Origin of the sequence: Micromonospora sp. WMMD1082 (genome assembly GCF_029626175.1) — a bacterium.
Classification (GTDB): Bacteria; Actinomycetota; Actinomycetes; order Mycobacteriales; family Micromonosporaceae; genus Micromonospora.
Map to the genome: position 1 here is coordinate 4,940,603 of NZ_JARUBM010000002.1, position 20,903 is coordinate 4,961,505.

The 20,903-nt window shown below is 71.8% G+C and carries 20 protein-coding genes; 13 read left to right on the plus strand and 7 right to left on the minus strand.

What is annotated here, in order from left to right:
- Nucleotides 1-53 precede the first annotated feature (53 nt).
- From gap to O7615_RS22830, 5 genes are all read left to right on the plus strand, one after another.
- Nucleotides 54-1,058 carry a type I glyceraldehyde-3-phosphate dehydrogenase gene (gap, locus tag O7615_RS22810; protein WP_278179833.1) on the plus strand — a complete coding sequence of 335 codons (1,005 nt, stop codon included), beginning with the start codon at nucleotides 54-56 and terminating at the stop codon, nucleotides 1,056-1,058.
- A gap of 61 nt (nucleotides 1,059-1,119) precedes the next feature.
- Nucleotides 1,120-2,334 carry a phosphoglycerate kinase gene (locus O7615_RS22815; protein WP_278182199.1) on the plus strand — a complete coding sequence of 405 codons (1,215 nt, stop codon included), beginning with the start codon at nucleotides 1,120-1,122 and terminating at the stop codon, nucleotides 2,332-2,334.
- The gene (tpiA, locus tag O7615_RS22820) at nucleotides 2,334-3,125 is read left to right on the plus strand and encodes a triose-phosphate isomerase (protein ID WP_278179834.1); all 792 of its coding nucleotides are present in this window, start codon (nucleotides 2,334-2,336) and stop codon (nucleotides 3,123-3,125) included. The genes O7615_RS22815 and tpiA overlap by 1 nt, the downstream gene beginning before the upstream one ends.
- Nucleotides 3,126-3,220: 95 nt before the next feature.
- Nucleotides 3,221-3,481 carry a preprotein translocase subunit SecG gene (secG, locus tag O7615_RS22825; protein ID WP_169596407.1) on the plus strand — a complete coding sequence of 87 codons (261 nt, stop codon included), beginning with the start codon at nucleotides 3,221-3,223 and terminating at the stop codon, nucleotides 3,479-3,481.
- Between the two features lie 134 nt (nucleotides 3,482-3,615).
- Entirely contained in the window at nucleotides 3,616-3,960 is a 345-nt protein-coding gene (locus tag O7615_RS22830; RefSeq protein ID WP_278179835.1) for an RNA polymerase-binding protein RbpA, read from the plus strand.
- A gap of 10 nt (nucleotides 3,961-3,970) precedes the next feature.
- Here O7615_RS22830 and pgl read toward each other — a convergent pair whose 3' ends face one another.
- From pgl to tkt, 6 genes are all read right to left on the minus strand, one after another.
- Entirely contained in the window at nucleotides 3,971-4,735 is a 765-nt protein-coding gene (gene pgl, locus O7615_RS22835; protein WP_278179836.1) for a 6-phosphogluconolactonase, read from the minus strand.
- A gap of 51 nt (nucleotides 4,736-4,786) precedes the next feature.
- On the minus strand, nucleotides 4,787-5,803 hold the full coding sequence (locus tag O7615_RS22840; RefSeq protein WP_278179837.1) for a glucose-6-phosphate dehydrogenase assembly protein OpcA: 1,017 nt from the start codon (nucleotides 5,801-5,803) through the stop codon (nucleotides 4,787-4,789).
- Nucleotides 5,804-5,915: 112 nt separating this feature from the next.
- Nucleotides 5,916-7,430 (minus strand): glucose-6-phosphate dehydrogenase, encoded by a 1,515-nt coding sequence (gene zwf / locus O7615_RS22845; protein WP_278179838.1) that lies wholly within the window; start codon nucleotides 7,428-7,430, stop codon nucleotides 5,916-5,918.
- 94 nt (nucleotides 7,431-7,524) lie between these two features.
- Nucleotides 7,525-9,177 carry a glucose-6-phosphate isomerase gene (locus O7615_RS22850; protein WP_278179839.1) on the minus strand — a complete coding sequence of 551 codons (1,653 nt, stop codon included), beginning with the start codon at nucleotides 9,175-9,177 and terminating at the stop codon, nucleotides 7,525-7,527.
- A gap of 51 nt (nucleotides 9,178-9,228) precedes the next feature.
- A complete protein-coding gene (gene tal / locus O7615_RS22855) occupies nucleotides 9,229-10,410 on the minus strand; it encodes a transaldolase (RefSeq protein ID WP_278179840.1) in 1,182 nt (393 codons plus the stop codon).
- A gap of 17 nt (nucleotides 10,411-10,427) precedes the next feature.
- A complete protein-coding gene (tkt, locus tag O7615_RS22860) occupies nucleotides 10,428-12,566 on the minus strand; it encodes a transketolase (RefSeq protein WP_278179841.1) in 2,139 nt (712 codons plus the stop codon).
- Between the two features lie 267 nt (nucleotides 12,567-12,833).
- Between tkt and O7615_RS22865 the strand changes: the two genes are divergently transcribed.
- The 3 genes from O7615_RS22865 (at nucleotide 12,834) to O7615_RS22875 (ending at nucleotide 15,245) form a co-directional block, all read left to right on the plus strand.
- A complete protein-coding gene (locus O7615_RS22865) occupies nucleotides 12,834-13,790 on the plus strand; it encodes a heme o synthase (protein WP_278179842.1) in 957 nt (318 codons plus the stop codon).
- A gap of 190 nt (nucleotides 13,791-13,980) precedes the next feature.
- Nucleotides 13,981-14,316 (plus strand): hypothetical protein, encoded by a 336-nt coding sequence (locus O7615_RS22870; protein WP_278179843.1) that lies wholly within the window; start codon nucleotides 13,981-13,983, stop codon nucleotides 14,314-14,316.
- Nucleotides 14,317-14,321: 5 nt separating this feature from the next.
- Nucleotides 14,322-15,245: a hypothetical protein gene (locus O7615_RS22875; protein WP_278179844.1), complete on the plus strand. Its 924-nt coding sequence runs from the start codon at nucleotides 14,322-14,324 to the stop codon at nucleotides 15,243-15,245.
- 9 nt (nucleotides 15,246-15,254) lie between these two features.
- Here O7615_RS22875 and O7615_RS22880 read toward each other — a convergent pair whose 3' ends face one another.
- Complete coding sequence (locus tag O7615_RS22880) at nucleotides 15,255-16,202, minus strand: COX15/CtaA family protein (RefSeq protein ID WP_278179845.1); 948 nt, start codon at nucleotides 16,200-16,202, stop codon at nucleotides 15,255-15,257.
- Nucleotides 16,203-16,318: 116 nt separating this feature from the next.
- Here O7615_RS22880 and O7615_RS22885 point away from each other — a divergent pair, with 116 nt between their 5' ends.
- The 5 genes from O7615_RS22885 (at nucleotide 16,319) to sufC (ending at nucleotide 20,887) form a co-directional block, all read left to right on the plus strand.
- On the plus strand, nucleotides 16,319-17,113 hold the full coding sequence (locus O7615_RS22885; protein ID WP_278179846.1) for a transcriptional regulator: 795 nt from the start codon (nucleotides 16,319-16,321) through the stop codon (nucleotides 17,111-17,113).
- Nucleotides 17,110-18,540 carry a Fe-S cluster assembly protein SufB gene (sufB, locus tag O7615_RS22890; RefSeq protein WP_278179847.1) on the plus strand — a complete coding sequence of 477 codons (1,431 nt, stop codon included), beginning with the start codon at nucleotides 17,110-17,112 and terminating at the stop codon, nucleotides 18,538-18,540. The genes O7615_RS22885 and sufB overlap by 4 nt, the downstream gene beginning before the upstream one ends.
- Nucleotides 18,541-18,627: 87 nt before the next feature.
- Nucleotides 18,628-19,770, plus strand: coding sequence for a Fe-S cluster assembly protein SufD (gene sufD, locus O7615_RS22895; protein ID WP_278179848.1), 1,143 nt, complete (start codon nucleotides 18,628-18,630; stop codon nucleotides 19,768-19,770).
- Nucleotides 19,770-20,114 (plus strand): non-heme iron oxygenase ferredoxin subunit, encoded by a 345-nt coding sequence (locus O7615_RS22900; RefSeq protein WP_278179849.1) that lies wholly within the window; start codon nucleotides 19,770-19,772, stop codon nucleotides 20,112-20,114. Before sufD ends, O7615_RS22900 begins: the two co-directional genes overlap by 1 nt.
- Nucleotides 20,114-20,887, plus strand: coding sequence for a Fe-S cluster assembly ATPase SufC (gene sufC / locus O7615_RS22905; protein ID WP_278179850.1), 774 nt, complete (start codon nucleotides 20,114-20,116; stop codon nucleotides 20,885-20,887). Before O7615_RS22900 ends, sufC begins: the two co-directional genes overlap by 1 nt.
- The last annotated feature ends 16 nt before the right edge of the window (nucleotides 20,888-20,903 follow it).

Genomic DNA, 20,903 nt, shown 5'->3' on the forward strand with positions numbered 1-20,903 from the left:
CGCCGGCCGAGGGTCTCCCCGCCGGCGGACCAGAACGCGAGGAGATGGGACCTGTGACCATCCGGGTTGGCATCAACGGCTTCGGCCGGATCGGCCGTAACTTCTTCCGGGCAGTGCTGGCGTCCGGCGCTGACATCGAGGTCGTGGCGGTCAACGACCTCACCGACAACGGCACGCTCGCCCACCTTGTCAAGTACGACAGCATCCTGGGTCGCCTCCCGCAGGAGGTCAAGGCCACCGCCGACGAGATCACCGTCGGTGGCAAGAGCATCAAGGCGTACGCCGAGAAGGACCCGGCGGCGCTGCCGTGGGGCGACGTCGGCGCGGACGTGGTCATCGAGTCCACCGGCTTCTTCACCGACGCCACCAAGGCGCGGGCGCACATCGACGGTGGGGCCAAGAAGGTCATCATCTCGGCGCCGGCCAAGAACGAGGACGTCACCATCGTGCTCGGCGTCAACCAGGACGCCTACGACCCGGCCCAGCACACCATCATCTCGAACGCCTCCTGCACCACCAACTGCCTCGCCCCGATGGCGAAGGTGCTGCACGACACGTTCGGCATCGAGCGTGGTCTGATGACCACCATCCACGCGTACACCCAGGACCAGAACCTCCAGGACGCGCCGCACAAGGACCTGCGCCGGGCCCGGGCCGCCGCGCTGAACATCGTGCCGACCTCGACCGGCGCCGCGAAGGCCATCGGCCTGGTGCTGCCGGATCTGAAGGGCAAGCTCGACGGGTACGCGCTGCGGGTGCCGATCCCCACCGGCTCCGCCACCGACCTCACCGTCACCGTCGGCCGGGAGACCACGGTGGACGAGGTCAACGCCGCGCTGAAGGCCGCCGCGGACGGCCCGCTGAGGGGCATCCTGACCTACAACGAGGACCCGATCGTCTCCGCCGACATCGTCACCGACCCGGCGTCGTGCATCTTCGACGCGCCGCTGACCAAGGTCATCGGCAACCAGGTCAAGGTGGTCGGCTGGTACGACAACGAGTGGGGCTACTCGAACCGCCTGGTCGACCTCGTGAAGCTCGTGGGTTCGTCGCTGTGAGTGCGAGGAGTGAGCTTGCGAGCCCCGCAGTCACGAACGGAAGGCTAGCTCTGTGAGTGGCATCCGCACCCTCGACGACCTGCTCGCCGAGGGGGTGTCGGGTCGGCGCGTGCTGGTGCGCGCCGACCTGAACGTCCCGCTCGACAAGCAGACCGGCGAGATCACTGATGACGGCAGGATCCGCGCGGTGCTGCCGACCCTGGGTGCGCTCACCGAGGCCGGTGCCAAGGTGGTCGTCTGCTCGCACCTGGGCCGGCCGAAGGGCGCGCCGGATCCGCAGTTCAGCCTCGGCCCGGTCGCCGGCCGGCTCGGCGAACTGCTCGGCACGCCGGTGCACTTCGCCACCGACACGGTCGGCGAGTCGGCCACCGCCACCGTGGCGGCGCTCGCCGACGGCGAGGTGGCGCTGCTGGAGAATCTCCGCTTCAACAAGGGTGAGACCAGCAAGGACGACGCCGAGCGGGGCGCCTTCGCGGACCAGCTCGCCGCGTTCGGCGACGCGTACGTCGACGACGCGTTCGGTGCCGTGCACCGCAAGCACGCCAGCGTCTACGACGTGCCCGCGCGGCTGCCGCACGTCGCCGGCCGCCTGGTGCTGCGGGAGGTGGAGGTCCTCTCCACGCTCACCGGCGACCCCGAGCGGCCGTACGTGGTGGTGCTGGGTGGCTCCAAGGTCTCCGACAAGCTCGCGGTGATCGAGGCGCTGCTGCCGACCGTCGACCGGCTGCTCATCGGCGGCGGCATGTGCTTCACCTTCCTCAAGGCGCAGGGCCACGAGGTGGGCACCTCGCTGCTCGAGAAGGACATGGTCGAGACCTGCCGCAACCTGCTGGAGCGCGCCGACGGCAAGATCCTGCTCCCGGTCGACGTGGTGGCCGCGGACGCCTTCGCCCCGGACGCCGCGCACGACGTGGTGCCCGCCGACGGCATCCCCAGCCACCGGGTGGGGCTCGACATCGGGCCGGAGACCGTCGCCGGGTTCGCCGCCGCGCTGCGCGGTTCGGAGGGTGGCCCCACCAACGCGCGGACGATCTTCTGGAACGGCCCGATGGGCGTGTTCGAGATGGCGGCGTTCGCCAACGGCACCCGGGGCGTCGCCGAGGCGATCGCGGCCTCCGACGCCTTCAGCGTGGTCGGTGGCGGTGACTCGGCCGCCGCGGTGCGGGCGCTGGGGCTGGACGAGAAGTCCTTCGGGCACATCTCCACCGGCGGTGGCGCCTCCCTGGAATACCTGGAGGGCAAGACCCTCCCCGGCATCGCGGCCCTGGAGAACTGATGGCACCCGCTCCCCGCCGGCCGCTGATGGCCGGCAACTGGAAGATGAACCTCAACCACCTCGAGGCGAACCTGCTGGTGCAGAAGCTGGCCGCCAGCCTCACCGAGAAGCAGCTGACCGAGGTCGAGACGGTGGTCCTGCCGCCGTACACCGACCTGCGTACGGTGCAGACCGTGGTGGAGGGCGACAAGCTGCTCATCGGCTACGGCGCGCAGGATCTCTCCCCGCACGCGTCGGGCGCCTACACCGGCGAGATCGCCGGGCCGATGCTGGCCAAGCTGGGCTGCACGTACGTGGTGGTCGGGCACTCCGAGCGGCGGGCCTACCACCGCGAGGACGACGCGCTGGTCGGTGCCAAGGTGCAGGCGGCGCTGGCCCACGGGCTCACCCCGATCCTCTGCGTGGGGGAGGGGCTGGACGTCCGGGAGCAGGGCACCCACGTGGCGCACTGCACCGACCAGCTCGACGCGGCGCTGAAGGGGCTGAGCCCGGAGCAGGTGACCGCGGTGGTGGTCGCCTACGAGCCGGTCTGGGCGATCGGCACCGGCAAGACGGCCACCCCGGAGGATGCCCAGGAGGTGTGCGGCGCGCTGCGGGCCCGGCTGGCCGAGACCCTCGACCAGGGCACCGCCGACCAGGTCCGGATCCTCTACGGCGGCTCGGTGAAGTCGTCGAACGTCGCCTCGATCATGGCCCAGCCGGACGTGGACGGCGCCCTGGTCGGTGGCGCCAGCCTGGACGCCGAGGAGTTCGCGAAGATCTGCCGCTTCCCGGAGCACATCACCGGCTGATCGCTCGCTATCCTTGACTCCGCCCGTCCGCCGGTCGGTGCCGCCGTGCCCGAACTGCCCGGGCTCGGATCGTAACGAGAGGACTGACCCCCGCCATGCCGATCTGGTTCGCCTACACGTTGATCGTGTTGCTGGTCATCACGAGCTTCCTGCTCGTCCTGCTCATCCTGCTGCACCGCGGCAAGGGCGGTGGTATGTCCAGCATGTTCGGCGGTGGCGTCAGCTCCAGCCTGGCTGGCTCGTCGGTGGCCGAGAAGAACCTCGACCGCTACACCGTTCTGGTGGGCATCGTCTGGTTCGCCTGCATCATCGGGCTCGGGCTCTGGCTCCGGCTTGAGGTAGGTACGGGCGTCTGAGCAGGCCCCCGAGGCGTACAATCTGCGCGCGGTCCGTCACCGACGGGCCGCGCGCAGTCCGTTTCACCCGCTGCACCGCGTCGCCCGCCGTCACCCCCCGACGGCGGTCCCCTCCGACGACAGGAGCTAGCGCCGTGCCGAACGGCCACGTCATCCGGGGCGCCCGGGTCGGGTCCGCGCCTCCCCGCCACCCCGAACGTCACCAGCCGGTCCCGTGCCGGTCGGTCAGCTACTGGTGCCGCAACGGGCACCGCACCGACATCCGGATCGTCGCCGACGCGGCGGCCCCGAGCGTCTGGGACTGCCCCCGCTGCGGGCTGCCGGCCGGTCAGGATGCCCAGGATCCCCCCGGCCGGACCCGGCCAGAGCCGTACAAGACGCACCTGGCGTACGTGAAGGAACGGCGTACCGACGCCGAGGGTGAGGCGATCCTCGCCGAGGCCCTGGCCGCGCTGCGCCAGCGTCGCGGCGCTGACTGAGCCCTTCCTGTCACCGCAGGCTGCGGAAGCGGGCGGGGAGGTCGGCGGCCGCGGCGCGGTCGAGCAGCCAGAGGGTGCGTCCGGTCCCCTGCACGCCGGCGGCCGGCACCTGCACCGGCCCGGCGCCGCCCAGCGCCATACCGACCGCGTGAGCCTTGTCGGCACCGCCGGCCACCAGCCACACCTCCTCGGCGGTGTTGATCGCCGGCAGGGTGAGGGTGACGCGTACCGGCGGCGGCTTCGGGCTGCCCCGGACCGCGCTCACCGGCCGGCTCTCGTGGTGCACCGGGTGCCCCGGGAAGACCGAGGCGACGTGCCCGTCCTCGCCGACGCCGAGCATCAGCACATCGAAGTGGGGCAGCACGGCGGTGCCGGGCCGGGCCGCCCGGGCGAGTTCCGCCGCGTACCGGGCGGCGGCCTCCTCCGGGTCGGCCCCGGCATCGGAGGCCGGCACGGGGTGGACCCGGGACGGATCCACCGGCAGCGCGTCGAGCAGCGCCGCGCGGGCCTGGGTCTCGTTGCGCTCCGGATCGCCGGCCGGCAGGAACCGTTCGTCGCCCCACCAGAAATCCACCCGGGACCAGTCCACGGCGTCCCGGGCCGGCAGCGCGCCCACCGCACGGTAGACCGCCGCGGCGATCCGCCCGCCGGTGAGCACCACCGACGCCTGGCCCCGTTCGGCCTGCGCGTCGAGCAGCCTCACCACCAACCGGGCCGCGACCGCCTGCGCCAGCAGGTCGGCGTCGGCGTGGACGGCGACACTCGCCTCACTCATGCTGTCCTTCCGCGACCGCGGGGCGGTCGGTGTCGTGCCTGCGGGGGTGGGTCAGGAGGCGGGGCTCGTGGCGGTGTGCGCGGTGACGCCGGCCTCGGCCCGCTTGGCGGTGGCCGGATCCCGCCAGATGTGCACCCGCTGGCCCGGCCGCCGCTCCAGGTTCGCCAGCCCGGCGAAGGCGCCCAGCGCCTCCGCGTACACCTGGTCGGGGCCGAGCCGGCGCAACTCCTCGGCCAGTTCGTCGCCGAGCGGCCGACGCACCAGCGGAAGGACCCGGTCCTCCTGGCCGGTACGCCGGAAGGTGGCCATGCTGTCCTCGCGGGTCAGCGTCAGCTCGTCGCCGTTGGCGCAGCGCAGCTGGACCTCGCGCATCCGGGGAAACTCCCGTGTCCGGTCCCAGCGCGGCTTGATGCCCAGCCGGCTGCGCAGCCAGCCGCGCATCAGCGCGGCGGTCGGGTCGGCCGGCGGCGCGACCAGCGCGGCCTCGGTGAGCTGCGCCTCGGTGGTGTCGAACGCGCCGGCCACCAGGGTGCGCCACGGGGTGATCCGGGTCCACGCGAGGTCGGTGTCGCCGGGGGCGTAGTCCCGGGCCCGCTGCCGCAGCGCCGCGATCGGGTCGGCGGCCTGCGCGGTGTCGGTGATGCGCCGGTCGGCGACCACGCCGAGGAAGTCCGTGGCGATCTCCTCCGGCGGCTCGCCGTGCCACCAGGTGACCACCGGTACGTCCGGCACCAGCAGCGGCATCACCACCGACTCGGCGTGCAGCGCCAGCCGCCCGTACATCCGCATCACCACGGCCTCGCACGGTCCCAGCCGCCCGCCGACCACGATCTCCGCGTCGAGGCGGTTGCGGTCCCGGTCGGTGTCCGAGCGGACCACCACCAGCAGCCGGCACGGATGCGCGGCGGCGGCGATGGTGGCCGCCGCCTCCGCGTCGCGGACCCGCTTCTCGTCCACCACCACGATCAGGGTCAGCGCCATCCCGCTGGCCACCCCGCCGGCGCTGCGCCGTTCGGCGGCGAGCGCCTTGACCACCTCGTTGCCGGTGGTGTCCCACAGTCCGATCACCGCAGCCTCCTGCCTCGCTCGCCGTGCCCGCCTCGCGCCGCCGCCTCGCTTCGCTCACCGGCGACGCAAGGTGCCGTGGTGCTGAACCCAATGGTTCGCTCGCTCCGCTCGCTCACGCCCGCCGCCAGGACCGGCCCTCGCGGGCCAGCATCTCGTCGGAGGCCCGGGGGCCCCACTCGCCGGCCCGGTAGGGCTCGGGCTTCGTGCCCTCCCAGGCGTGCTCCAGCGGATCCACCACGGCCCAGCTCTGCTCGACCTCGGCGGCGTCCGGGAAGAGCGTCCGGTCGCCGATCAGCACGTCCAGGACCAGCCGCTCGTACGCCTCCGGGCTGGACTCGGTGAACGCCTCGCCGTACTGGAAGTCCATCGCGATGTCGCGGACCTCCATCGTGGTCCCCGGCACCTTGGAACCGAACTTGAGCACCACGCCCTCGTCCGGCTGGACCCGGATCACCAGCTGGTTGTTGCCGAGCATCTCCATGTCGGCCGGGTTGAACGGCAGGTGCGGTGCCTGCTTGAACATCACCGCGACCTCGGTGACCCGCCGCGGCAGCCGCTTGCCGGCCCGGATGTAGAACGGCACCTCCGCCCACCGGCGGTTCTGGATGCCGAGCCGCACCGCCACGTACGTCTCGGTGGTCGAGGTCGGCGGGACGCCGTTCTCCTCCAGGTAGCCCTTGGCCCGCTGGCCACCGACCCAGCCGGGCAGGTACTGCCCGCGTACGGTGCCCTGCGCCACGTCGCCCGGCAGGGTGATGGCCTTGAGCACCTTGAGCTTCTCGGCCCGGATCTCGTCGGCGTCGAAGCTGGTCGGCTCCTCCATCGCCACCAGGGCGAGCAGCTGGAGCAGGTGGTTCTGCAACACGTCGCGCGCGGTGCCGACCGAGTCGTAGAAGCCCGCCCGGCTGCCGATCCCGACGTCCTCGGCCATGGTGATCTGCACCGAGTCGACGTACTGCGAGTTCCACAGCGGCTCGAAGAGGCTGTTGGCGAAGCGCAGGGCGAGGATGTTCTGGACCGTCTCCTTGCCCAGGTAGTGGTCGATGCGGAACACGTCCTGCCGGGTGAAGACGTCGTCGACCAGGTCGTTGAGCGCCTTGGCCGAGGGCAGGTCGTTGCCGAACGGCTTCTCCACCACCACCCGGCGCCAGCCGCCGCACTTCTCGTTGTCGGCCATGCCGGTGCGGGCCAGCTGCTTGAGCACCACCGGGAAGGCCGCCGGCGGGATGGAGAAGTAGAACGCCGCGTTGCCGTGGATGCCGTGGCTGTCGCGCAGGCTGTCCAGACAGTGCGTGAGATTGTCGAACGCGGCGTCGTCGTCGAACGACCCACCGACGAACTTGATGTTGTGTTCGAGCCGCGACCACACCTCCTCCCGCCACGGCGTCCGGGAGTGTGCCCTGGCCGCCTCGCGGGCCAGCGAGGCGAAGTCGCCATCGCCCCAGTCCCGCCGGGCGAACCCGACCACCACGAAACCGGGCGGTAGCAGCCCCCGGTTGGCCAGGTCGTAGACCGCCGGCAACAGCTTCTTCTGGGCCAGGTCACCGGTCACCCCGAAGATCACCAGAGCGCAGGGCTCCGGGATCCGTGGTAGTCGCCGGTCCTGCGGGTCGCGCAGCGGGTTCACTCTGTCTCCTCTGTTCGCGACTGTGGGGCTCGCAGGATCGGCTCACTCCTCGCGCTCACGGTGCCTTCCCGATCCTGGTCGTCCACGTCCATCGTCATGCCCGCAGCGACCCGACCGCGTCGAGCAGTTGGGCCAGGCCCGCCGACCGCTCGGTGAGGTGCAGCCGCAGCAGCGGGCGCTCGCGACCGGCCAGGGCCTGCCGGTCGCCGGCGGCCTGTGCCGCCTGTAGTTCCCCGAAGGAGTACGGCTTTCCGGGCACCGGTAGATCAACGCCGACCGTACCGGTTACCTGAAGAAAGCTACCCACCTGTGGCCCGCCCTTGTGGTACTGCCCGGTGGAGTGCAGGTAGCGCGGACCCCAACCGAAGGTGACCGGCCGGCCGGTGGCCCCGGCCAGCAGCGGACGCAGCCGGGCCGCGGTGGCGTCGGCGTGCCGGTCGAGGTACGCCGTCACCGCCAGGTAGCCCTCGTCGCCGATCCCGTCGAGCAGGTGGCGCAGCGCGCCGGCCAGGTCACCCGGTGCGCCCGGGGCCGTGTACACCTCGATCGCGCCCTCGACGGAGGACGGCGCCGGCGCCGGCGCGCCCGCGGCCAGGATCGCGGCGGTGTGCTCCTTGGCCTCGGTCACGTTCGGCTGGTCGAACGGGTTGACCCCGAGCACCGTGGCGGCGATGGCGGTCGCGTACTCCCAGGCCAGGAACTGGGCGCCGAGCGGGCCGTTGACCGCGATGTCGGGCGCCGCCGTCCCGGGAGCGGGCACGTCGCCGGCGGCGAGCGCGCCGCCGTAGCTGACGGTGAGCAGCTCGCCGCCGCCGACCCCGGGGCTGTCCGGTGACTCGACCACCACGGGCAGGATGCCGAGGCCGTCCTTGCCGGTGGACTCGGCGAGCAGCTGCTCCACCCAGTCGCCGAGCCCTTCGACGCCGGTGCCGTCGGCGAGCAGCACCACCCGGTCCCGCCCGGCGGTGGCCGCGGCGGCGAGGGCGGCGCCGAGCGCCAGCCCGGGGTTGCCCTCCGTCCGGCCCAGCGACGCCGCGAACGCGTCGGCCTGGTCGAGCAGGTCGGCCACGGCGACGCCGGCCAGCGCGCAGGGGACCAGCCCGAACGCGGTCAGCGCCGAGTAGCGACCGCCCACCCCGGCGTCGGCGGGCACGGTGATCGCACCCAGCTCGGCGGCGACCGCCTCCAGCGGTGAGCCCGGGTCGGTGACGATGACGAAGTGGCGGCCGGCCTCGGCCTCGGTCATCCCCGCGTCCAGGAACGCCTGCCAGTAGGCGCGCCGGTGGCTGTCGGTCTCCACCGTGGTGCCGGACTTGCTGGCCACCACCACCACGGTGCGTTCCAGCCGGTCGCTCAGCGCGGCCCGGACCTGCCCGGGATCGGTGGTGTCGAGCACGGTCAGCGGGCGCCCGGTGGTGCGGGCGATGACCTCCGGCGCGAGCGACGAGCCGCCCATGCCGGCGAGCACCACATGATCCAGGTCGGCCAGCTCCGCCGTCAGCTCGGCGAGCTGGGGGAGCAGCTCGCGACTGCGGCGGTGGGTGTCCACCCAGCCGAGGCCGGCCGCCGCGCCGGTCGCCGCCTCCGGACCCCACAGCGTCGGGTCCTTGGCCGCCAGCCGGGCCGGTACGTCGGCGTCGACCAGGGCCTGCCGGGTGGACGCCGGAGCGCCGGCGTCCACCTCCCGCGCGCCGTAGACCGCGAGACCCGCGGCGGCCTCGGCCGGTGCGGCCAGCAGCTCACCCACGCCGCCACCCGGATTCGGTGGCGACGTGGGCGGCGCCGGGTCGTCGCACCGTCACGCATTTCCTCCGGACCGCGCGGCGGCGTCGGCGTTGCCCCGGGCGGCGTCGCCCGGGTGGCCGGTGCCCTGCCCGGCTGCGGCCAGCGACTTGCGTACGCCGTCGAGCAGCTCGTGCCAGCTCGACTCGAACTTCTCCACGCCCTCACGCTCCAGCGTGTCGATCACGTCGGCCAGGTCCACGCCCACCGAGGCGAGGTCCGCGAAGACCTGCCGTGCGTCGTCGTAGGCGCCGGTGACGGTGTCGGGGTGGGTCTCGCCGTGCTCGGCGTACGCGTGGATGACCGGCTCCGGCATGGTGTTGACCGTGCCGGGGGCGATCAGCTCCTCGACATAGATGACGTCCCGGTAGTCCGGGTTCTTGGTCGAGGTGGAGGCCCACAGCGGCCGCTGCGGGTGCGCCCCGGCGTCGGCCAGGGCCCGCCAGCGGTCGGTGGCGAAGACCTCGCTGTAGCGCTCGTACGCCAACCGGGCGTTGGCCACGGCGGCCTTGCCGCGCAGCGCCTTGGCCTGCTCCGAGCCGAGCTTCTCCAGCCGGGCGTCGACCTCGGTGTCGACCCGGGAGACGAAGAAGGAGGCCACCGAGCCGATCGTGCTCAGGTCGTGACCGTTCGCCTTCGCCTGCTCCAGGCCGGCCACGAAGGCCTCCATCACCTGCGAGTAGCGGTCCAGGCCGAAGATGAGCGTGACGTTGACGCTGATCCCCTCGGCCAACGCTGCGGTGATCGCCGGCAGACCGGCCTCGGTCGCCGGGATCTTGATGAACAGGTTCGGCCGGTCGACCAGCCACCACAGCGCCTTGGCCTCGGCCACGGTGCGCTGCGCGTCGTGGGCCAGCCGCGGGTCCACCTCGATGGAGACCCGACCGTCGACGCCCGCGCTGGCGTCGTACGACGGGCGCATCACGTCGCAGGCCCACCGCACGTCGTACGTGGTGAGCATGCGGACGGCCTCTTCCACGTCGACGCCCCGGGCGGCCAGGTCCCGCAGCTGCCAGTCGTACTCGTCGGCGGCGCTCAACGCCTTCGCGAAGATCGTCGGGTTGGTGGTCACCCCGACGACGTGCTTCTCCGTGCGCAGCTGGTCCAGCCCGCCGGAGCTCAGTCGTACCCGGGAAAGATCGTCGAGCCAGACCGCCACTCCCGTGGCGGTCAGCTCGCCCAGCCTGTCGGTCGTCATGTGCGCCAACGCCTCCCTCAGTTGCCGGTCGTGAAACCGGTGATGTCACCGACGCGGGTCAGCGCCGCGTGCGCGGCGGCGACGATCCGGTCGGGGGTGAAGCCGAACTGCTCGAAGAGCACGGAGTGCGGGGCACTCGCGCCGTAGTGCTCCAGGCTGACGCTCTCGCCGCAGTCGCCGACGATCCCGCGCCAGGACATCGCGATGCCCGCCTCCACGCTTACCCGGGCCTTTACCCCGCGTGGCAGCACCGACTCCCGGTACGCCTCGTCCTGCTCGTGGAACCACTCCTGGCAGGGCATCGAGACCACCCGGGTGGGGGTGCCGTCGGCCTCCAGCCGCTCCCGGGCGGTCAGGCAGAGCTGCACCTCGGAGCCGGTGCCGATGATGATCACCTGAGGCTTGCCGTTGGACGCCTCGGCCAGCACGTAGCCGCCCTTGGCGACCCCGTCGGCCCCGGCCAGCTGCGAGCGGTCCAGGGTCGGCAGGGCCTGGCGGCTCAGCGCCAACGCGGTCGGCCGGTCGGTGTGTTCGAGGGCCTGCCGCCAGGCCCACACCGTCTCGTTGGCGTCGGCCGGCCGGACCACGTCGAGGCCGGGGATGGCCCGCAGCGCGGTCAGGTGCTCCACCGGCTGGTGGGTCGGGCCGTCCTCGCCGAGGCCGATGGAGTCGTGCGTCCAGACGTAGACCACCGGCAGCTTCATCAGCGCGGCCAGCCGCACCGAGGGGCGCATGTAGTCGCTGAACACCAGGAAGGTGCCGCCGTACGGGCGGGTGCCGCCGTGCAGGGCGATGCCGTTGAGGATCGCGCCCATGGCGTGCTCGCGGATGCCGAAGTGCAGCGTCCGGCCGTACTCGTGGCCGGGGAACTCCTTGGTCGCGTACTGGCTGGGGACGAAGGAGGGCTCGCCCTTCATCGTGGTGTTGTTGCTCTCGGCCAGGTCGGCGGAGCCACCCCACAGCTCGGGCAGCACCGGCGCGAGCGCGGCCAGCACCTTGCCGGAGGCCGCCCGGGTGGCGACACCCTTGGCGTCGGCGGGGAACTCCGGCAGCGCGTCGGTCCAGCCCTCGGGGAGCGTACGACCGGCCAGCCGGTCGTAGAGGGCACGGCGCTCCGGGTTGGCCTGCGACCAGGCGTCGAAGGCGCCCGTCCACTCCTGCTGCGCGGCCTCGCCGCGGCGCAGCGTCTCCCGGGTGTGGCCGAGCACCTCCTCGGTGACCTCGAACGAGCCGGCCGGGTCGAAGCCGAGGATCTGCTTGGTGGCGGCCACCTCGTCGGCGCCCAGCGCCGAGCCGTGGATCTTGCCGGTGTTCTGCTTGTTCGGTGCCGGCCAGCCGATGATGGTGCGCAGCGCGATGAACGATGGGCGACCGGTCTCGGCCCGGGCGGCCAGTAGCGCCTGGTACAACTCCTCGGCGTTCTCGTGGTAGTCGCCCTCTTCGGCCTCGCCGCGCCGCCAGTCGACCGTCTGTACGTGCCAGCCGTACGCCGCGTAGCGGGCCGCCACGTCCTCGCTCAACGCGATCCGGGTGTCGTCCTCGATCGAGATCTCGTTGTCGTCGTAGATCACGCAGAGGTTGCCCAGCTGCTGGTGCCCGGCCAGCGCGCTGGCCTCGTGGCTGATGCCCTCTTCGATGTCGCCGTCCGAGGCGATGCACCAGATGTGGTGGTCGAAGGCCGACTCGCCGGCCTCGGCCTCCGGGTCGAACAGGCCGCGCTCGCGTCGCGCCGCCATCGCCATGCCGACGGCGTTGCCCAGGCCCTGCCCGAGCGGCCCGGTGGTGGTCTCCACGCCGGGGGTGTGCCCGTGCTCGGGGTGACCGGGGGTGAGCGAGCCCCACTGCCGCAGCGACTTCAGGTCGTCCAGGCTGAGCGGGTAGCCGGCGAGGAAGAGCTGGATGTAGAGCGTCAGGCTGGAGTGGCCGGCGGAGAGGACGAACCGGTCCCGGCCGGGCCAGTTCGGATCGGCGGGGTTGTGCCGCATGACCCGGTTGAACAGCAGGTACGCCGCGGGGGCGAGACTCATCGCGGTGCCCGGGTGGCCGTTGCCGGATTTCTCCACGGCGTCCATGGCCAACACGCGGACGGTGTCCACGGCGCGGCGGTCGAGGTCGGACCAGTCAAGTGCGGGGTGCTCGGGTCGGTTGGCAGCCACGGTGGTTTGTGCTCCTCGGCGAGATGGGCGGAACCCTCACTGGTGACCCTATCGAGCGCGGCTAAACGTGCGCCCGAGGATCTCAGCATGCTGGTCTGTACGTTTCCGGTCGGCCCTGCGGTTCAGCCGCCGGTGTGACGGTTGGCACCGTTACCGGGTCGCCCGGGCAGCCAAAACGACAACGCGTAGTGTGTGGGGGCGGTGGGTGGACCCGAGCCGGTTCCCGCCGCCCCGACCTCCCCTGCCGACGCCGGAAGGTGGCAATCCGTGAGCATGATCACCGAGCGCCCCGTCAGCAACCCTGCCGGGCAGACGCCGGTGCGTGCGACCGAGGAGGTCCCGGCCCGCCCCCGCGACCTGCGGGCGGTGCTGGCGGCGTACGTGACGCTGACCAAGCCGCGGATCGTGGAACTGCTGCTGGTCACCACGGTGCCGGCGATGATGCTCGCGCACGGTGGGATGCCGTCGCTGTGGCTGGTCGCGGTGGTGCTGGTCGGTGGCTCGCTCGCGGCCGGCGCGGCCAGCGTGCTCAACTGCTATATCGACCGCGACATCGACGAGGTGATGCGGCGGACGAAGCGTCGCCCGTTGCCGGCGCACACCGTGACGCCGCGCAACGCGTTGATCTTCGGCCTGGTGCTCGCGGTGGTCTCCGTCACGCTGATGGCGGCCTTCACCAACCTGCTCGCCGCCGGGCTGACGCTGGCCGCGATCCTCTACTACGACGTCGTCTACACGCTGTGGCTCAAGCGCACGACGGCGACGAACACATTCTGGGGTGGCGCCTGCGGTGCCGCGCCGGTGCTGATCGGCTGGGCGGCGGTGACCGGCTCGTTGTCGCCGGTGGCGTGGGCGCTGTTCGGGGTGGTCTTCTTCTGGCAGATGCCGCATTTCTACCCGCTGGCCATGAAGTACAAGGACGACTATGCCCGGGCCGGCATCCCGATGCTGCCGGTGGTGGCCTCGGTCCGGCGGGTCAACGCCGAGATCGTGCTGTTCGCCTGGCTGACGGTGCTCACCTCGCTGGCCGTCTGGGCGCTGGGCCTGAGCCCGGTCTACGGCGTGCCGACGCTGGTGGTGGGCGTGATCTTCCTGATGGAGGCGCACAAGCTCGCCGGGCGGGCCAGTCGGGGCGAGCCGGTCAAGCCGATGCGGCTGTTCCACTGGTCGACGACGTACCTGACGATCGTCTTCGCCGCCGCCGCACTCGACGCCCTGCTCTAACCGTTTCGGAGTTGGGGCATAGATCAGTATGGTCCGGTTGATGGTGGTCTGCCGCGCTGGTTTCACGCGCTTTCGTCCGGATAAATGCGGGCGAAACGTCTTTGGTCTTCCTTAAACGCGCGGGTAACGGGTATCACAAAAGCTTCATGGTTCTCGCCCCTGTGAGTAGATGTCTGCTTAGGCTCGCGTCATGGCAGATGGTTCCGATACGACGCTGACGGCCGATCAGACCGCCTCCGCGCAGGCCCCCGACGGGCTCGTCGCGGGCATCAAGTCGTTCGCCGCCGGGCACGGCGGGGCGAAGGCGGTCATCGAGTACGTCGGCAAGCGCGGCGCCCGCATCGTCCTGGTGGGCTCCGACGGCGAGTGGGGCGACCAGTTCGCCGAGGACACGGTCGCCGCCCGTGAGGCCTGCGCGCAGGCCGGGGTCGCCGTGGAGAACGCCTGGGAGCGGGAGCTGATGGACCAGATGCGCCCGAGCAACGACCTGTGGCGCTCGATGGCCCGACGCACGATGGCCCGCTGACATACATGACCGATCACCACCAGCCGGCCCGGGGGAAACCCCGGGTCGCTCTCGTCACCTGCACCGAACTGGCCGATCTCGACGCGGACGACCGCCTCGTCCTCGACCCGCTGACCGCACGCGGGATCGCCGCGGAAGCCGTCGTCTGGGACGATCCGGGCGTCGACTGGGCCGGGTACGACCTGGCCGTGCTCCGTTCACCCTGGGACTACATGTCCCGCCGCGACGAGTTCGTCGCCTGGGCCGGCCGCGTACCCCGGCTGGTCAACCCGGCCGACGTGGTGCGCTGGAACACCGACAAGCGCTACCTCGACGAACTCTGCGCCGCCGGCGTGCCGACGGTGCCCACCGGCTGGGTGCTGCCCGGCGAGCCGTGGCAGCCGCCGGCCGACCGGGGCGAGTACGTCGTCAAGCCGGCCGTCAGCGCCGGCAGCCAGGACACCGGCCGCTACGACCTGGCCGATCCGGAGCACCGGCAACTCGCCGTGGCCCACGTGCGCCGGCTCGGCGCGGCCGGCCGGGTCACCATGATCCAGCCGTACCTGAGCGCCGTCGACACCGCCGGGGAGACCGCGCTGCTCTACTTCGCCGGCCCGCAGGGGCTGGCCTTCAGCCACGCCATCCGCAAGGGGCCGATGCTGACCGGGCCGGACGAGGGTGTGGCGGGGCTCTACAAGGTCGAGGAGATCACCGCGCGGACGGCGCAGCCGGCCCAGCTCGCGGTCGCGGAGAAGACCCTCGCGGCGGTGCCGGGCGGGTCGGGTCGGCTGCTCTACGCCCGGGTGGACCTGATCCCCGGCCCGGACGGCGCGCCGGTGCTGGTGGAGCTGGAGCTGACCGAGCCGTCGCTGTTCCTCGGCCACGCCGACGGCGCCCCCGACCGCCTCGCCGACGCCATCGTCACCCACCTCGCCCGCGGCACCGCCTGACCGGGAGCGTCAGGCGTGGGCCGCGACCGGCTCCTCGACGGCGGGCGCGGGGGGCGCCGGCTCGACCGGACGACGTTCGCGGGTCGACCAGAGCACGGCCAGGGTGGCGAGCCAGACCAGGCAGGAACCGAGCATGTGGGCGCCGACCAGCAGCTCCGGCAGGTTCGTGAAGTACTGCACGAAGCCGAGCACACCCTGGCCCAGCTCGACCAGGAGCAGGGTCAGGGCGGCCCGCACGGTGTGCGCCGGGGCGCCGACCGCGCGCAGGGCCAGCCAGAGGCCCACGGTCAGGCCGACGAGCAGGAAGACCACGTCGGCGTGGATCTGCGAGATGGCCTGCGGGTCGAGGCCGTTGCGGACCGCGTCGGCGTCGCCGGCGTGCGGGCCGCTGCCGGTCACCGCGACCCCGACGACGATCACCGCCGCGCTGGCCACCACGGTGATCCAGGTCAGGGCCCGCAGCGCCGGTGGCACCAGGACGACCGTGGGTCCGTCCGGCTCGCCCACCCGCCGCCACGGGGCGTACGCGACGAGCAGCAGCAGCATCGAGACCACGAAGTGGATGCCCACGATCGAGGGGTGCAGCTGGGTGCGTACAGTGATCCCGCCGATCACGGCCTGCGCCACGATGCCGAGCACGACGGCCAGCGCGAGCGGCACCACACCGCGCCGGCGCGGGCGGTGTGCCAGCGCGGCCAGCAGGGTGGCGCCCGCGATCAGCACCAGGACGAAGGTGAGCAGGCGGTTGCCGAACTCGATCGCGCCGTGCATGCCCATCTCGGCGGTGGCGGTGTACGACTCGTCGGTGCACCGGGGCCAGGTGGGGCAGCCCAGCCCGGAGGCGGTCAGCCGGACCGCCCCGCCGGTGACGACGATCGCGACGTTCGCGACGATGTTGGCGAACGCCAGGCGGCGCAGCAGGGTGGTGGAGACCGGGAACCGGACGGGTCGCTTCACGAGGCGAATCCTACGCACCGTAGTTGTCACCGATCGGGTGACTCCGCCCCTGCGGTGGTTCGGATCACCGGACCCCGCGTTTGCAGGGCCTGGTTGAATTACGTAACGTGGGTGTTGTGAAAAAGGCGGCGGGGCTCACCGGGCACCAGCCAGCGGCCGGTGCGGCCGCCGGTCGGTCGGTGCCGCCCGCCCACGCCACCCCCCATGCCACGCCCACCGCACCGGCGGCCGACCTGTCGACCCGGGACCGGGTCACCCAGCTGCTGCTGGAGCGCCGCGCCGCCACCGCCGCCCAGCTCGGCGGCGTGCTGGGGCTCAGCCCGGCGGCGATCCGCCGGCACCTCGACGCGATGCTCGCCGACGGCGACGTCGTCGCCCGCGACCAGGACGTACGCGGCCACCGCGGGCGGGGCCGGCCGGCCAAGGTGTTCCTGCTGACCGACGCCGCCCGCAGCCGGTGTGGCACCCACCACTACGACAACATGGCCACCGCCGCGCTGCGTTGGATCGCCCGCACCGGTGGCGCGCAGGCGGTGGAGCAGTTCGCCGCCGAGCAGGTGGCCGCCCTGGAGGCCCGCTGCCGGGCCGCCCTGGCCGGTGCCGGCGACGATCCGATGGCCCGTGCCGAGGCACTCGCCGCAGCGCTGACCGCCGAGGGATACGCTGCCAGTGCGTCCACGATCGCCTCCGGCGGCCAGCTCTGCCAGCACCACTGCCCGGTGGCGCACGTGGCCGCCGAGTTTCCCGCGCTGTGCGAGGCCGAGACCACGGTGATCTCCCGCCTGGTCGGCACCCACGTGCAGCGCCTGGCCACCATCGCGCACGGCGACGGGGTGTGCACCACGCACATTCCGCGTCCGCCGCGTGCCCAGTCCGGTAAGACCGTCACCACTGTGAGGACAGATAGATGACCGAGCAGATCGTCCAGCCCCTGACCCAGGAGGAGCAGCTCGCCGCCCTGGGCAACTACGAGTACGGCTGGGCCGACCCGGACGTCGCGGGGGCCGCGGCCCAGCGCGGCCTCAACGAGGCGGTGGTGCGGGACATCTCGGCCAAGAAGAGCGAGCCGGCCTGGATGCTCGACCTGCGGCTGAAGGGCCTGCGGCTGTTCGGGCGCAAGCCGATGCCGGCCTGGGGCGCCGACCTCACCGGGATCGACTTCGACAACATCAAGTACTTCGTACGCTCCACCGAGAAGCAGGCCGCCAGCTGGGAGGACCTGCCCGAGGACATCAAGAACACCTACGACAAGCTGGGCATCCCGGAGGCGGAGAAGCAGCGCCTGGTCGCCGGTGTCGCCGCCCAGTACGAGTCCGAGGTGGTCTACCACAAGATCCGTGAGGATCTGGAGGAGCAGGGCGTCGTCTTCCTCGACACCGACACCGCGCTGCGGGAGCACGAGGACCTGTTCAAGGAGTACTTCGGCACGGTGATCCCGGTCGGCGACAACAAGTTCGCCGCGCTGAACACCTCCGTGTGGTCCGGTGGCTCGTTCATCTACGTGCCGAAGGGCGTGCACGTGGAGATCCCGTTGCAGGCGTACTTCCGGATCAACACCGAGAACATGGGCCAGTTCGAGCGGACGCTGATCATCGTCGACGAGGGTGCGTACGTGCACTACGTCGAGGGCTGCACCGCGCCCATCTACTCCTCGGACTCGCTGCACAGCGCCGTGGTGGAGATCATCGTCAAGAAGAACGCCCGCTGCCGCTACACCACCATCCAGAACTGGTCGAACAACGTCTACAACCTGGTCACCAAGCGCGCGGTGTGCCACGAGGGCGCGACCATGGAGTGGATCGACGGCAACATCGGCTCCAAGGTGACCATGAAGTACCCGGCGGTCTACATGACCGGTGAGCACGCCAAGGGCGAGGTGCTCTCGGTGGCGATGGCCGGCGAGGGCCAGCACCAGGACGCCGGGGCCAAGATGGTGCACGCCGCACCGCACACCAGCAGCACCATCGTGTCGAAGTCGATCGCCCGGGGCGGCGGCCGCACCTCGTACCGCGGCCTGGTGCAGGTGCTGGAGGGCTCGCACAGCAGCGCCAGCACGGTCAAGTGCGACGCCCTGCTGGTCGACACCATCTCCCGCTCCGACACCTACCCCTACGTCGACATCCGCGAGGACGACGTGTCGATGGGGCACGAGGCGACCGTCTCGAAGGTGAGCGAGGACCAGCTCTTCTACCTGATGAGCCGGGGCCTGAGCGAGGACGAGGCGATGGCGATGATCGTGCGCGGCTTCATCGAGCCGATCGCCAAGGAACTGCCCATGGAGTACGCCCTGGAACTCAACCGCCTGATCGAGTTGCAGATGGAGGGCGCGGTCGGCTGACCCCGCCCACGTGGCGGTGGGCCGCGCCTGCCCCGGCCCGCCTCCGGTTCACCTGACACCGCCGTCGCACATACCAGCAAGGAAGAGATGACTACCCAGGCTTCCGCGCCGCCCAGCACCAAGTCGCAGGCGCTGCGCTCGTACGATGTCGCCGACTTCCCGGCCCTCACCGGCCTGGAGGAGGAGTGGCGCTTCACCCCGCTCAAGCGGCTGCGCGGGCTGGTCGGCGACGACCAGGCCGCCACCGGCACGGTCCGGCACGAGTACGCCGACCTGCCAGAGGGCGTGTCCGTCGAGCGGATCGGCCACGAGGACCCGCGGCTGGGCAGCGTGCTCACCCCGGTCGACCGGGTGAGCGCGCTCGCGTACGGCGGGGCCGGGCAGGCGCTGCTGGTGCGCATCGCGCAGGACGCCGTGGTGAGCGGCCCGACCATCCTGCGGGCGGTCGGCGAGGGCGCCGAGGGCCTGGCCTTCGGGCACACCTTCGTCGACGTGGGCCGGTTCGCCGAGGCGATCGTGGTGCTGGAGCACGTCGGCTCGACGACCCTGGCGGACAATGTCGAGGTGGCGGTGGGTGACGGGGCGAAGCTGACCCTGGTCACGGTGGCCGACTGGGCCGACGACGCGGTGCAGGCGCAGCACCTGAAGGTGCGGCTGGGCCGCGACGCGCGGGTGCTGCACGTGCAGGTCACCCTCGGTGGCGACCTGGTCCGCCAGTACACCACCGTCGAGTACACCGACCGGGGCGGCGAGGCCGAGCTGTACGGCCTCTACTTCGCCGACTCGGGCCAGCACCTGGAGCACCGCCAGCTGGTCGACCACAGCGTGCCGGACTGCCGCAGCTACGTCGGCTACCGGGGCGCGTTGCAGGGGGAGAGCGCCCACACGGTCTGGGTCGGCGACGTGTTGATCCGCGCCGAGGCGACCGGCACCGACACGTACGAGATCAACCGGAACCTGCTGCTCACCGACGGCGCGCGGGCCGACTCCGTACCGAACCTGGAGATCGAGACCGGCGAGATCGCCGGCGCCGGCCACGCGAGCGCCACCGGTCGCTTCGACGACGAGCAGCTGTTCTACCTGATGGCCCGGGGCATCCCGGAGGCCGAGGCGCGCCGGCTGGTGGTACGCGGCTTCTTCGCCGAGCTGCTGAACAAGATCCCGGTCGAGGAGCTGCGCGAGCGCCTGGGCGAGGCGATCGAGGCCCGGCTGACGAAGGCCGGCGCCTGATGATCCGCATCTGCGCCACCGAGGACGTGCCGAAGGGCACTGCGATCAGCGCGGACGTCGACGGCACCCAGATCGCGATCGTGCACGGCGAGGACGACCAGTTCTACGCCGTGTACGACGAGTGCTCGCACGCGGCCGTGGCCCTCTCCGAGGGGGAGGTGGACGGGTGCACGCTGGAGTGCTGGCTGCACGGCTCCCGCTTCGACCTGCGCACCGGCGAGCCCACCGGGCTGCCCGCCACCGAACCCGTACCCGTCTATCCCGTCGACGTCCGCGACGGCGACATCTACCTTCCCGTGGACGCCGACGGCCGTCCGCTGCCGAGCAATGGAGTGACCCGATAATGAGCACCCTGGAGATCCGTGACCTGCAGGTGTCGGTGAAGCTGCCCGAGGGTGAGCTCAAGCCGATCCTGCACGGCGTCGACCTGACCGTGCGCGCGGGGGAGACCCACGCGATCATGGGCCCGAACGGCTCCGGCAAGTCGACCCTGGCGTACTCGATCGCCGGCCACCCGAAGTACGAGATCACCGGTGGTTCGGTGACCCTGGACGGGCTCGACGTGCTGGACCTGTCCGTCGACGAGCGGGCCCGCGCCGGCCTCTTCCTCGCCATGCAGTACCCGGTCGAGGTGCCCGGCGTCTCGGTGGCGAACTTCCTGCGTACCGCCAAGACCGCCATCGACGGGGAGGCGCCGAAGCTGCGCACCTGGGGCGGCGAGCTGCGCGGTGCGATGGAGCGTCTGCACATGGACCCGGCCTTCGCCCAGCGCAACGTCAACGAGGGCTTCTCCGGCGGTGAGAAGAAGCGGCACGAGATCGTGCAGCTGGAGCTGCTCAAGCCGAAGATGGCCATCCTCGACGAGACCGACTCGGGTCTGGACGTGGACGCGCTGCGCGTGGTGAGCGAGGGCGTGAACCGGGTGCGCGACACCGGCGACACCGGCCTGCTGCTGATCACCCACTACACCCGGATCCTGCGCTACATCAAGCCCGACTTCGTGCACGTCTTCGTCGCCGGCCGGATCGTCGAGCAGGGCGGCCCGGAGCTGGCCGACAAGCTCGAGGAAGAGGGCTACGAGCGGTACGCGGCCGGGGCCGGTTCGGCGCGGGCCTGAATCCAAGGAAAGGCCG